Origin of the sequence: Tenacibaculum ovolyticum DSM 18103 (genome assembly GCF_000430545.1) — a bacterium.
In the GTDB taxonomy this organism is placed as follows: domain Bacteria; phylum Bacteroidota; class Bacteroidia; order Flavobacteriales; family Flavobacteriaceae; genus Polaribacter; species Polaribacter ovolyticus.
The window spans coordinates 249,211-262,591 of the sequence record NZ_KE387165.1 but is presented as its reverse complement, the minus strand read 5'-3'; the positions used below and the strand labels follow the sequence as shown (position 1 = coordinate 262,591).

The following is a 13,381-nucleotide window of genomic DNA, read 5'->3' as shown; positions in this document are numbered from 1 at the left end:
TAGGTTTTATAGCTAAATAAATTTTTCTAGCCATTTATTTAATTCTTTCTCAGTCGGATTTCTTAACTTTTTCTTACCGATAAGAATTGTCGGAAAATTAAGCTTTCTGTTTTCGTATAAATCTCTTAGTTCTTCAGCAAATATTTCATTTTTCTCAACATCTAAAAACGCGTAATGTAAATTACGCGTTTTAAAAAAAGTTTTATAGTATTGTGTTTTATGGCACCTTTCAGCTCCATATAATTTAATAGTCATTTATTTTAGTTTATGAGCATGTAGTTTGCGAAGTTTTGCTAATTTGGGGGTAATTACAAAACTGCAATAACCTTGCGTTTGATTTTCTCTATAATAATTTTGATGTGCAGCTTCAGCTTCATAAAAAATAGTATAAGAACTAATTTCTGTTACGATTGGATTTTCATAATAAGGAGTAACTTCTTTAGCAATTATTTCTGCAACTTCCTTTTGAGTATCGTTATGATAAAAAATAACAGAACGATATGCTGTTCCACGATCGGCACCTTGTCTATTTAACGTTGTAGGGTCGTGTGTTGTCATAAAAATAACTAATATGTCTTGATATGAAATAACAGCTGCATCAAAAGTAATTTGTATAACTTCTGCATGCCCTGTTAAACCAGAACAAACTTCACGATATGTTGGGTGACCAGGAGCATTTCCCCCTGCATAACCAGAAATAATTTTTTCAACTCCTTTTACTTCTTGAAAAACGGCTTCGGTACACCAAAAACATCCACCACCTAAGGTAGCTAGTTGTAAATCTTTATTCATTTTATTCGGAATAACATTGTGTTTTAAATTGATACTACTTTTTATCTAGTTGCATAGATTCTGAATTAATACAATATCTTAACCCACTAGGTTCTGGACCATCAGGAAAAACATGACCTAAATGAGCATCGCAAGTATTACATAAAACTTCTACGCGAACCATTCCTAATGTTATATCTCTATGATATTGAATTGCATTTTCTGTAATTGGTTGGGTAAAACTAGGCCAGCCAGAACTTGAGTCAAATTTAATTGTTGAATCAAATAAAGGAGTATCACAACAAATGCAATTATATTTACCTTCATCATAAGAAGTACATAATTCGCCTGAGAAAGGACGCTCAGTTCCTTTTAAACGTGTAATTCTATATTGTTCAGGTGTTAGTAATTTCTGCCATTCAGCTTCAGTTTTATAAACTCTTTTTATAGGTGTTGGATTTCCGTTTACGGCAAAATGTATAATTTTTTTCCAAGTTAGCATATCAGGGTTCTTTCTTTAATTATTTTGTTATTAAAAATATGAAAAATTGAACAAAAAATATAGTACATTATCAATTGATGATATTGATTTTGTACTATATTATTTTTATAGTAAGGTAGTCGTTTTAATCACGTCAAACTTACGTTTAATAAGAGTTAAATATTATATTTAATTTAGCAAAAACTTTTTTGATGAAAGATTTATTGATTGAAGTAGAAAAATTTGTGATTAATCTTTTAAATGAGAATTTAAAAGCATCATTTGTTTATCATTCCATTTCTCATACACAACGTGTTGTTGAAAAAACAAAAGAATTAATTGAGGGAATGGCTATTGATGAAAAGTCTGCAGAAATAGTACTCATAGCAGCTTGGTTTCATGATGTAGGCTATATGGAATCAATAGAAAATCATGAAGAAGAAAGTATTAAGGTAGCTGAGGTTTTTTTAAGAAAGCATAAAGTGTCTGATGATGTTATTCAGACGGTTTCAAAACTCATCTTTGCAACAAAAATGGGAGTGAGCCCATTAAATGAATTAGAGAAAGTTATTCGTGATGCAGATTGTGCTCATATAGGAAGCAAAAATTTTGGTGATTATACTTCTTTGCTACGTAAAGAATGGGAGTTAACAAAAGGATATGTTGTTTCTGATGCAAAGTGGAATGAAGAAAATATTCAATTTTTAACAAATCATCGATTTTACACTGATTTTGCTGCTAAAAATTGGAGTAAGGGAGAAAGTAAGAATTTAGCCCAGTTGTTAAAAGATCAAAAAAAAATAACACAAGAGGGTGTAAAGTTAAAACAGAAAAAAGAAGAGTTAGCGTTTAAGAAAAATAAAGTTGAGTTACCAGAGCGTGGTATCGAAACAATGTTTCGTGTTGCTTTAAGAAACCACATCACTTTAAGTGATATTGCTGATACGAAAGCAAATATTTTATTGTCAGTAAATGCAATTATTATTTCTATGGCATTGTCTACTTTAATTCCTAAGTTAGATAATCCGTCGAATCATTATTTAATTATACCATCATTAATTTTTATAATATTTACAGTTGCTTCTATTATTTTATCTGTTATGGCAACTCGACCAAACGTAACAGAAGGTAAGTTTACCAAAGAAGATGTAGCGAATAAGAAAGTAAATTTACTTTTTTTTGGGAATTTTCATCAAATGAATTTACCAGATTTTGAATGGGGAATGAATGAAATGATGAAAGACCGTGATTATTTATATGGTTCGCTTACTAAAGATTTATACTTTTTAGGGCTAGTTTTAAATAGAAAGTATAAATTATTAAGAACAACTTATACGGTTTTTATGATTGGTATAATTATAAGTGTAGTTGCCTTTGCAGTTGCATTTCAAATACAAGAAACTGTAAGCGCAGTATAAAACAAAATATCTTATCACGATTTAGTGATAAGATATTTTATTGTTTAAAATCGCCTATTAATTCATCAATAGTTATTGTTTTTTTACTATTAAAATCAGTTTGGTAAATTACTTCTACACGAAAAGCTTTTAAGCCAGAAACACCTTGTAAATTTTCTAGTTCTAGTTTTTCTATTTTACCTAGCTTATTTTTAGATTGTAAGTATTTAATATATTTTAGATATTCTTTAGCGTCTTTATCTTGAGAGTAAACAATTGCAATTTTTCCAGGAGCAGTAAGACGTTCGTTGGTTCCGTTTATATGTGCTTTGTCTATTCTCTTTTTTATGATTTCATAACGAATATTATAAGCTCCATCAACATCAAATTGTTTTTCATCCATTCTAAATTTTATAGATAAAGGATTGCTGTGTACAAGTATTAAAGAGGCAACACGTAAATCATGATTCATAGATTTTCGAGCAGTGTTTGCAACATTTTCCATTTCACACATTATTTGTAGTTGCCATAACCTAAGGTTGTATAAAAAAAGTTTGTCAAACTTTTTTTCTTTGGTTAAAGATTTACCGATATACATATTATACTCTACACCATCAGTTTTATATCGTTCAAAGTAGTGGGGAAACATTGCTTGTGCGTCTTCTTGTCTGCAATCAATAAAATTAGACAGCTCATCATTTAATAATGTGACACTCTGTTCATATGCTTTTCGTTTTTCGTAAACAACATGTAGTTTGGTGTCTAAACGACTCATGTAGGTGTTTACAAGAGTAGCTAAAGGAGCGTTTATTTCTTTAATATGTGTAAAAACAGGGTAAATATCTCTCTTTAAAAAATCAAGTATACCAATTTCATCTCCTGCTTTTAAACCATTAAAAACTTCTTTTAGGTACTCGTTCACACGAAACATCAACTCATCGTATATGGGTAGTTTTTCTGATTCACATGCTTTTTTTAGTACTGAAATAGCTAAGTTAAGTTGTGTAATTAAATCTTCTTTAATAGCTTCATTTCTAGCAATAGAAGATCCTTTTATATCTGATTGTCCGTATAAAGGATATACGTTTTCAAATACAATTTGTTCAATTTTTATATTTTCTTTTTTTGAGTGTAAATCAGCTTGGTATTGCTCTGCGGCTTCGTTAAATCGCCATTTTACAGTTGGGTGTAAAGAGGTGTAATGTTCTTGTATTGTTGCTTCTATAATATTTAAATATTCTTCAGAAGAACGATCTAAAGCTGCTTTAAAAACAGGAATAATGTCTTTTAACTTTTGTTGATTTACAGAATTTAATTCATAAGCTCTTGGTGAAGCTATTTCTAATAAAGCTAAATCGTTGTTTTTATTTGCTTTAATTGGTATTAACAAAATACTACCAATATTTTTTTCTTTTAAGATTTTAGAAAAGTCATTTGATGATCTTCCATATTTTTCAGAATCAGAGATTGCAACTATCTCTTGCTTTTCAAAAACTTTATTAATTATGTTATTACAAAAAAAGGTGTTACATGATATTTTCTTTTCATGATCTGATAGTATAATGCTTTCAGATTTTTTAATACGTGTTGATTGTAAAGAGAAATCAGAGGTGTCAAATACTGAAAAACCTACTTGTAAATCTTTTATATTATAAAATTCACTTAAATCCTTACGAAGTTTTTCTACAATACGACCATCATCTTTTTGTAATAAACTTGTTCTTATAGATGAAATGTTCTCATCAGCAGTAACATCAAACAAGGTCATAAGCCCAAAACCTTTGAATATATAGCTGTTTAACGGGAATTTTTCTTTCCAAATATCAATATTGTCATAATTATCTAAAAGAATTTTAATATCCTCTTCTGTAATTTTTGGAGCATTCTCAGTAGGAGTAATATCCATAAAATCGCCATTAAAAGCAACTCGATAATGTTTTATTAACTCAGTTTTTTTATCAGGAATATCAAAAAAGAAAGGACGTTTTAAGTCTATCGGATGTTGGTAAACAGTATTTAAAATAAAAGTACATGCCATGATGTACATTTTATCATCTTCAAAATTTCTAACTTTTAATTCATATCCATCACCTGCGTTTTTAAGAATGTTTTCAAAACGTTTTGTGAATTTAAAAGAAGTGAAAGAAAAAGGAACTGTAGCCGCTTTAATTTCATTTAAGGTTAGTATTTCAGGAAATAAAGCCTCTAATAAAATATCGATAATTGCTTCGTGCTTTTTTAACAAAGAAACATCAGAAAAACCATTAATAAGCTCAGGATGCTCTTCAACTTCTTTTACTAATAAATTAGCAGAGATGTTAAAAGGATGGTCTTTAAAGTTGTCACTAGCATACTCTTTAAGCATCGTGTATATTCTTGCGAAGCTAATGTTTAGTTGCAATGGTAATTCAATATTCTTAAATTCTTCTAATTTTCTAACTTCCATAAAATTATATTATAGCTATTGCAAATTTACAAAATTGTAGGCAGTTAGTCGTTTTAGCTTTGTTTGACTTTCATTAGTTAAGAAAGAAAAAGCCATTATTTAAAATAATGACTTTTTCTTTCTTAATTTATAGGCTAAAAGTGCATATTAAAATCACGTATTTTACCTTTTTTACCTAAGCTATTAAACTTCCAGCTAAAACCTAGCATAAAATATTGTTGTAATACGGTACTTTGAGAGTCTTCAATATAGTTTGAAGTTGCTCTACGTTGTGCGTTTGTATTTTGGTTTAATAAATCATAAGCTTTTAAACTAATGGTACCTTGATCTTTTAAGACAGAGTATGCTAAAGTTGCGTTCCAGAACCAAGCAGATTTGTTAAAGCCAATAAGGTTTGGATTATAAGTATATTTTACATCATTTCTCCATTCTAACTTCTTAGGAAAGGTTGTTTTTGTTCTAAAACGTAAAGAGTGTCTTGTGAAGTTTTGATTTTGATTTGTGTTTATGTCGTATTTGGTTTTAGAGAAAGAGATGTCATAACGAGTTTCTATAGATATAATTTTATTCCAATCTAAGGTTAAACCAATATTTGGTCTTAAGCCAAGAGTTCTTGCACCTTCTTTAACTCCGTTATTTATATTAAAATTTTTGTAGGCACTTATATTACCTCCAAGCTTTAACCTAAGACTAGTAATTGAATCTAATTTAACTTTTTTACTGTAGCTACCGCCTCCCCATACATCATAACCACCATTATTATTTTCGTAAGTAGAATTTCTAATAAATTTATCAGAAATACTAGTGTTTGAAATAATTTGGTTGTTGTAAAGAGTACCGCTTACGTAAAAGAACATTCCTGTACGAGCTTGCCAGTTGTATTTATTAAAATTAACATACATCCTGTGGTTTTGACTAGGCTTTAAGTTAGGATTACCTTTAATAATGTTAGATGGGTTTGTAACATCTTCAAAAGGTTGAATTTGACGTAGCTGAGGTGCGTTGTTGTTTAATCTGTAGCTAAAATAAACAGAAGCTTTTGAATTAAATCTATATCTAAAGCCAGCATCTAAATCTAAATTGTTAAATTTTTTACTTAAGCTTAAGTTAGGGCGTAGCTTATCGTTATTTTCAAGTGTTCTGTTAACGAAACCAGTTTCGAAGTTAAAACGCCATTTTTTTGTTTTATAAATTAATTCTAAGGCAGGTGTTTTAGTTATGTCGTTATATGTGAAATCGGAACTTTGGGCTATGTTAAAATCAGTATACTGTAAAGATGTATTGTTAAGATCGTATGTGTCTTCTTTGTTTTCTCTTTCATTTCTTCGAAAACTATATTTAGTATCTAAAAATAATTTTTTAGATACTAAAGGCAAACGATAGCTTATTCGTGTATTAAAACCATTTAAATTATCTGATATAGTACTTTTTTGATCTCGATTTTCGATTGTGGCATCACTACCAAAAGTTTCAATAGTAGATTTGTTAACTCCTTCCGTACTAGATTTATCAACTTTATTTGTAATCGAGGCTTTAATAAATGAGCCTTCCTTACCTATTTTTTTTGTAATGTCAATAGTGTTACTAAAATTATTTGCTTCAGATTCTGAATATGAATTACTGTTGTAACTATTAGTTAAAATATTAGCCTCATCTAATGATTCTTCTTGTCTGTTATTGCTACCATTTCTTTTATTAAAGACAAAAGAAGGTTGTATGTTAATTAAGAAAGTTGAATCTATTTCAATATCAAATTCTGTACTTATGCTGTGGTTATGATTTTCATTGCTAGCATTAGATGTTGAATTTGTAAAGTATTTTCTGTCTGGTAAGGTGTATTCTCTATTGTTTTCTGACGCATCTTTTGAAGAACTTCCTGAATAAAAATAATTAGCATTTACGTCTAAGCCTTTTCCGTATTTATCGGCATATGTTGCTCCAGCAGTTTTTGATTTTATAATTCCGCTTCCGCCACCAAAACGTCTACCGTTAATACTAAAACTACCATTACCACTAACCCAATTGTTTCCGCCGCCAAACATTTTTTGAATTTCACCAAAACTGAACCCTGGTGAATTAATATTATTAGTACTTGCTAGAACGCTAAAACGTTGGTCGTTATCAAACCTGTTTACCATAGTTGCACCTTCGTAGCGCTTATCAGTTCCTGTTGCTGCAGATACTCTACCAAACCAACCTTTATTATTTTCTTTTTTAATAGTAAGGTTAATTGTTTTATTGTCTTCATCTCCTTTTTCTCCAGAAAAAGCTTCAGATTTAGACTTGGTGTCCATAATTTGAACCTTTTCAATAATATCTTTTGTTAAGTTTTTTGTTGTAATAGAAGGGTCGTTTCCGAAAAAAGGCTTTCCGTTTACTAAAATTTTATTTACAGGTTTTCCGTTTACAGTAATTTTACCTTCTTCGTCAACTTCTACCCCAGGTAATTTTTTTAATAAATCTTCAACGTTTGCATCTTTTTTTGTTTTAAACGATTTTACGTTAAATTCTAACGTGTCTTTTTTTATGGTAATCGGAGCTCTAGATTTTATAATAACTTCATTAAGTAAATTACTTTCTTCACTTAAGTTAATTACACCTAAATTAAAGTTCGTTTCTTTTCCTAATGAAATAGATTTAGAGTAGGTGTCCATACCTACATAAGAAACAAATAGTTTTAAGTTTTTATGAAAAGATTTTCCTTCTAATGAAAAATGGCCTTTATCATTAGATATTGTGTAAGAAATAACGGTGCTGTCTTTAATCTTTTCTATGTGAATAGTAGCAGCATTAATTGGGGTTTTCTCTTTTTCAGAATTAATCTTACCTGTTATTTTAAAAGGGTAAGATTGAGCAAAAGTATTCGCATAAATTAATAGTATAAAAGCGAAAAATAGTTTTTTCATAATCTTTTTCATGAATTATTTAATAATCCACAAAGAAAATGAAAAAACTATTTTGAAAGTTGTTAATTTATGTTAAACCTATTTTTATTTTTGTCTGAAATAGATAATAATAGGTACTCCGTTAAAATTATAGTGTTGACGAAGTTGGTTTTCTAAATAACGCTTGTACGGATCTCTAATATACTGTGGTAAGTTTGCGAAAAAGGCAAACTGAGGAGTATACGTTGGTAACTGCATACAGTATTTAATTTTCACATACTTTCCTTTAATTGCTGGAGGAGGGTTTTGAGCTAAAATCTCTAACATCGTTTCGTTCAATTTACTTGTTTGAATACGACGTTTTCTGTTTTCAAAAACTTCAACAGCAGTTTCAATTGCTTTAAAAATACGTTGTTTTGTTAATACAGATGTAAATATAATAGGAACATCACTAAAAGGAGAGATTTTTCGTCTTATTTGAGCTTCAAAATCCCGCATGGTATTGGTTTCTTTTTCTACCAAATCCCATTTGTTAACAAGTATAACAACACCTTTTTTGTTTTTTTCTGCTAACCAGAATATTTTTTCATCTTGCCCTTCGAAATCACGAGTTGCATCAACTACTAAAACGGCAACATCACAATGCTCAATAGCACGAACTGCACGCATTACAGAATAGAATTCTAAGTCTTCTTTTACTTTCGATTTTTTACGAATTCCAGCAGTATCTACTAAGTTAAATTCAAAACCATAACGATTGTATTTTGTATCAATAGAATCTCTAGTTGTACCTGCAATATTGGTAACAATATTTCTATCTTCTCCAATTAAAGCATTAATAAAAGAAGATTTACCTGCGTTAGGACGTCCTACAATAGCAAAACGAGGAAGTTCATTTTCTTCAACTTCTTCTTCTTCAGGAATTTCTTTAGCAACAGCATCTAGTAATTCACCAGTTCCACTACCGTTTATTGACGAAATGGTATGGTAATCACCTAAACCAAGGTTGTAGAATTCAACAGCATCTGCATCACGCATTGCATTATCTACTTTGTTAACAGCCATAATAAGAGGCTTTTTAACTTGACGTAAAATTTTTGCAACCTCAGCATCCATAGGAGTAATTCCTTGTTCAACATCAACTACAAAAACAATAATATCAGCTTCTTCAATAGCTAACTGAACTTGTTTGCGTATTTCTCCTTCAAAAATATCATCAGACCCGACAACATATCCACCAGTATCAATTACCGAAAATTCCTTTCCGTTCCATTCAGATTTTCCGTAGTGTCTATCTCTTGTAACTCCACTAACAGAATCTACAATAGCTTCACGACGTTGTACTAAACGATTAAATAAAGTTGACTTACCTACATTAGGCCTTCCAACAATGGCTACAATACTACTCATTTTGCAAAAAATTTGTGCAAAGATACAACTTACGTTATGATTTTGAGTCGATTTTTAAATAGTATACTATATTTTAGTACATTGTGGGCTAATAACTTTAAAATATGGAGGATCAACTGTATAATCAGATTTTTTTAAAACCAAGGTTTCAAATTGATTTTGAAATGAATTCGGAGGTTTTAATGAGTGAAATTAAAAATCACTTATCTGATGAAGCTAAATATAAAATGAAGATTGTAGATAACCACGTAATTATCGATATTCCAGCAAAAGAAACTCATTTTTGGTCGCCTCAGTTATCGCTAGAAGTAGAAAGCATAACTGAAGAAACTTCAAAAATAAAAGGATTATTTGGTCCAAAACCACAGGTATGGACCTTTTTTATGTTCTTACATTTTGTTGTAGCAACTGCTTTTTTAATATTTGGCGTTATTGCATACACCAATTGGTCTTTAAAAAAAGGATCAATATTTCCTCTAGTAATGCTAGTAGTGTTACCAATAATATGGGTAATACTTTATTTTGCAGGAGCTATAGGTAGATCTACAGGTGAAAAGCAAATGAAGAGCTTAAAGAACTTTACTAAGTTGTTATTAAAAAAAATAAATTAATCTTTGTAACCAAAACGTTTTAACTGTCGGTCATTTGAACGCCAGTTTTTATTCACTTTTACGTACAGTTCTAAAAATACTTTTTTGTCAAAAAAGAACTCTAAATCTTTACGAGATTCTGTTCCTACTCGTTTAAGAGCAGCCCCTTTATGACCTATAATTATACCTTTTTGGGTGTCGCGCTCTACCATAATTATTGCGCGAATTTTTATAATACCCTCTTCTTCAATGAATTCTTCAGTTTCTACTTCTATAGAATAAGGGATTTCCTTTTTATAGTGTGTTAGAATTTTTTCACGAATTTTTTCGTTTACAAAAAATCGTTCTGGTTTATCAGTTAACTGATCTTTAGGGTAAAAAGCAGGTGCTTCTGGTAGTAATTCTTTAATTTTTGTAAAAACTGAATCGACATTAAATTTTTCTAGGGCAGAGATTACATAAACAAAAGCATTAGGTACTTTATTTTTCCAGTATTCAATTTTTTCTTCAACTTCTTCTTGTGAAGATTTGTCAATTTTATTTAATAATAAGATCACAGGGATTTCACTGTGAATTATTTTATTAAAAAACGCTTCGTTTTTTAATTCTTTTTCCCCAACTTCAACCATGTAAATTAAAATATCAGCATCATCAAAAGCCGATTTTACAAAATCCATCATTGATTGTTGTAGTTCATAAGCAGGTTTAATAATTCCTGGGGTGTCAGAAAATATAATTTGATGGTCATCATCATTTACAATTCCTAAAATACGATGCCTCGTAGTTTGCGCTTTAGAAGTAATGATAGATAATTTCTCACCAACTAATGCATTCATTAGGGTTGATTTCCCAACATTTGGGTTTCCGATGATGTTTACAAATCCTGCTTTATGTGTCATAGTGCAAAGATAAGTTGTTTAAATTAAAAATAGTTTTTTTTATGGTGTTGTTAATGTGGTGGTTAAGAAATATGTTGTTTTAAAAGTGCATTTTGTTTGGTTAGATGAAATAAAAGAGCGTATATTTGCACTCGAAATCGCGGGATAGAGCAGTAGGTAGCTCGTCGGGCTCATAACCCGAAGGTCACTGGTTCGAGTCCAGTTCCCGCTACTAATACTAGTAAAGCTTCACAGAAATGTGAAGCTTTTTTATGCAATCAACTCAAAATCTATTTTCTCAAATTCTACTCCATTTATAATAATAGATAACTGATGTTTTCCTGTGTGAAATTTTCGAGTAGTAATTACTTTGAAAGATTGTTTTCTGCGAACAACTGTTATGAAATTTCCCGAATATTCTTTTTCGTTTATTTCAATACCTAAAATCAAATATATACATTGTATAGTGTTTTGTTTGTAAGATTATTTAAAGCAAAAGTAAATGAGGTAAGTGACAGCCTTATGTCAGTAGTGGGGTGTTATTTAAATTTGAATTGTCTAAGGTATCTATGTAGTATCTACTTGTTTTTTTAATAATGTTAAAATGTTTAATAAAATGGTTGATTATTTATGGAATTTAGTTTTTTAACGTATGTTTTATGGTGATTATGTTGTTTTATTCGTTTTTCAATAAAAAAAACATTGCTAAATTAATATATTTATGCTAATTTAGTATATATGAAAATAGACGTTTGTCCAAATTGTAATTCTGACCATAAAATAAAAAGTGGAATTGTTAATGATAGACAGCGTTATAAGTGTAAAAAATGCAATTATTTCTTTACTGTAAATAAGATAGGTAAGAAGATTGACGACTATTATGTAAACAAATCACTTCAATTGTATTTAGAAGGTTTAACTTATCGTGAAATTGAACGTATCCTAGGGATTTCTCATGTAAGTGTTATGAACTGGGTAAAGAAATATAATATCAAACGCCCCAACAATGTTAATTACCATCCAACGTATAAGATTTTAAATGCAAATGAGCTTGGAGATTATTTTAAAAATGCCAAGAATATTAAGGGTGCAGGTGTAATTGTTACTGAGTTAGGAGATAAATTTATGCTTATTAAATGGGAGCGTTTTAAAGATTAAGTATAGTTATTTAACAAATAAATATATTGATTTTTTATTAACTGATTGTTTTTAAGAGTTTAGTGGTGCACACAAAACTAATATTGATTAACCAAACTCTTAAAAACTAATGAAAAATAAAGCTCTTTTAATGATGGGATTATTTCTTTTATCCTTTCAGTTTATTAATGCCCAAGGATCTCCAGACTATACAGGGGGTCTTAAAATAAAATTCAATGAAGATGGCTCAAAATATCTTCGAGTCATTTCCTGGGCACAAGTACAAGCGAACTATAATACAGATGATACTTTTGATGCAAACGGAAATGAAAATAGTTCGTTAAGTTTTAATTTACGACGTGCTCGTATTTTAATGTTTGCACAGATTAATAAAGACTTTTTAATTTTAACTCATTTCGGCCTAAACAGCTTAACAAGTTCTTCGCTAAGTCCAACAGGTAAAGGAAATGGATCACAATTATTCTTTCATGATGTTTGGGGGCAATATAATCTAGGTGATAATCATGCTGTAGGAGCTGGTTTGCATTATTTTAATGGTATTTCTCGTTTGAATAATCAAAGTACTTTAAATATGATGACTTTAGATAATCATCGTCAAGCATGGGCAACTATAGGATTATCAGACCAGTTTGCACGACACTTAGGTGTTTTTGTAAAAGGAAAATTTAATCGCCTTCAATACCGTGTTGCAATAAATGATGCCTCAGTTTCATCTTTAGATAGTAGAACTACAGAAGCGGGTGGAAATGCTGTTTATAATGGTCGTGCTACTTTAGGGTCTAAAGACGCTGGTAGGTCTTATGCAGGGTATTTCGATTATCAATTTTTTGATCAAGAATCAAATTTTTTGCCATATAAAGTAGGAACCTACTTAGGAGGGAAAAAAGTTTTTAATGTTGGAGCAGGTTTCTTTCTGCATCCAAAAGGATCCGTTATTGACAACGGAACAATTGTAGCTCCTAACATTGTAGGAGAAGATGTTTCAATTTTTGCGGTAGACGCATTTTACGATACACCAATTGGTGAAAAAGGTAGTGCTTTAACAGCGTATGCGATGTTTCAATCAAGTGATTACGGAAAAGATTATTTATTTAGTGCTTATGGAACAGGAAATATGGTATATGGTCACGTAGGGTATGTTTTTAAAGGAGATAAAAGTAAAACTAGATATCAGCCTTATTTAAGTTACGGAACACACAGTTATGATGCTGTAAGCGATAATAGAAGTACGTTAGGTATTGGTGTGAATACTTATATGAGTGGTCATAATTCAAAATTAACATTAGAATATAAAAAACAAAAATTTGGAGTAGCAGATTCTAATATCATATCGCTTCAAGCGATGATTTATTTATAAAATATAAA

12 protein-coding genes and 1 tRNA gene are annotated in these 13,381 nt (G+C 30.0%); 5 read left to right on the top strand and 8 right to left on the bottom strand.

Annotated elements, in window-relative coordinates; all coding sequences use genetic code 11:
* Positions 1-12: 12 nt before the first annotated feature.
* Genes H518_RS0117535 through msrB form a run of 3 tightly spaced genes read right to left on the bottom strand, consistent with a single transcriptional unit; the run spans position 13 to position 1,273 of the window.
* Positions 13-255, bottom strand: a complete 243-nt coding sequence (locus tag H518_RS0117535; RefSeq protein WP_028890285.1) for a glutaredoxin family protein — start codon at positions 253-255, stop codon at positions 13-15.
* The gene (gene msrA, locus H518_RS0117530; protein WP_028890284.1) at positions 256-792 is read right to left on the bottom strand and encodes a peptide-methionine (S)-S-oxide reductase MsrA; all 537 of its coding nucleotides are present in this window, start codon (positions 790-792) and stop codon (positions 256-258) included.
* A 34-nt stretch (positions 793-826) separates the two neighbouring features.
* Positions 827-1,273 (bottom strand): peptide-methionine (R)-S-oxide reductase MsrB, encoded by a 447-nt coding sequence (msrB, locus tag H518_RS0117525; RefSeq protein ID WP_028890283.1) that lies wholly within the window; start codon positions 1,271-1,273, stop codon positions 827-829.
* A gap of 191 nt (positions 1,274-1,464) precedes the next feature.
* Between msrB and H518_RS0117520 the strand changes: the two genes are divergently transcribed.
* Positions 1,465-2,670, top strand: a complete 1,206-nt coding sequence (locus tag H518_RS0117520) for a Pycsar system effector family protein (protein ID WP_028890282.1) — start codon at positions 1,465-1,467, stop codon at positions 2,668-2,670.
* 37 nt (positions 2,671-2,707) lie between these two features.
* On the opposite strand, the gene H518_RS0117515 is transcribed toward H518_RS0117520, so the two are convergent.
* The 3 genes from H518_RS0117515 to der form a co-directional block, all read right to left on the bottom strand.
* The gene (locus tag H518_RS0117515; protein WP_028890281.1) at positions 2,708-5,095 is read right to left on the bottom strand and encodes a hypothetical protein; all 2,388 of its coding nucleotides are present in this window, start codon (positions 5,093-5,095) and stop codon (positions 2,708-2,710) included.
* Positions 5,096-5,229: 134 nt separating this feature from the next.
* Complete coding sequence (locus H518_RS0117510) at positions 5,230-8,001, bottom strand: outer membrane beta-barrel protein (RefSeq protein ID WP_043707259.1); 2,772 nt, start codon at positions 7,999-8,001, stop codon at positions 5,230-5,232.
* A gap of 84 nt (positions 8,002-8,085) precedes the next feature.
* A complete protein-coding gene (gene der / locus H518_RS0117505) occupies positions 8,086-9,390 on the bottom strand; it encodes a ribosome biogenesis GTPase Der (RefSeq protein WP_028890279.1) in 1,305 nt (434 codons plus the stop codon).
* A 104-nt stretch (positions 9,391-9,494) separates the two neighbouring features.
* On the opposite strand from der, the gene H518_RS0117500 reads away from it, so the two are divergent.
* A complete protein-coding gene (locus H518_RS0117500; protein WP_028890278.1) occupies positions 9,495-10,001 on the top strand; it encodes a hypothetical protein in 507 nt (168 codons plus the stop codon).
* On the opposite strand, the gene era is transcribed toward H518_RS0117500, so the two are convergent.
* A complete protein-coding gene (era, locus tag H518_RS0117495) occupies positions 9,998-10,879 on the bottom strand; it encodes a GTPase Era (protein ID WP_028890277.1) in 882 nt (293 codons plus the stop codon). The genes H518_RS0117500 and era overlap by 4 nt on opposite strands.
* 138 nt (positions 10,880-11,017) lie before the next feature.
* On the opposite strand from era, the gene H518_RS0117490 reads away from it, so the two are divergent.
* Positions 11,018-11,090: transfer RNA gene (locus H518_RS0117490), tRNA-Met, on the top strand.
* Between the two features lie 38 nt (positions 11,091-11,128).
* Here H518_RS0117490 and H518_RS0117485 read toward each other — a convergent pair.
* The gene (locus H518_RS0117485) at positions 11,129-11,308 is read right to left on the bottom strand and encodes a hypothetical protein (protein WP_028890276.1); all 180 of its coding nucleotides are present in this window, start codon (positions 11,306-11,308) and stop codon (positions 11,129-11,131) included.
* A 288-nt stretch (positions 11,309-11,596) separates the two neighbouring features.
* Here H518_RS0117485 and H518_RS0117480 point away from each other — a divergent pair, with 288 nt between their 5' ends.
* Complete coding sequence (locus H518_RS0117480; protein WP_028890275.1) at positions 11,597-12,016, top strand: IS1/IS1595 family N-terminal zinc-binding domain-containing protein; 420 nt, start codon at positions 11,597-11,599, stop codon at positions 12,014-12,016.
* Positions 12,017-12,125: 109 nt separating this feature from the next.
* A complete protein-coding gene (locus H518_RS0117475) occupies positions 12,126-13,373 on the top strand; it encodes a hypothetical protein (protein WP_028890274.1) in 1,248 nt (415 codons plus the stop codon).
* Positions 13,374-13,381 lie beyond the last annotated feature (8 nt).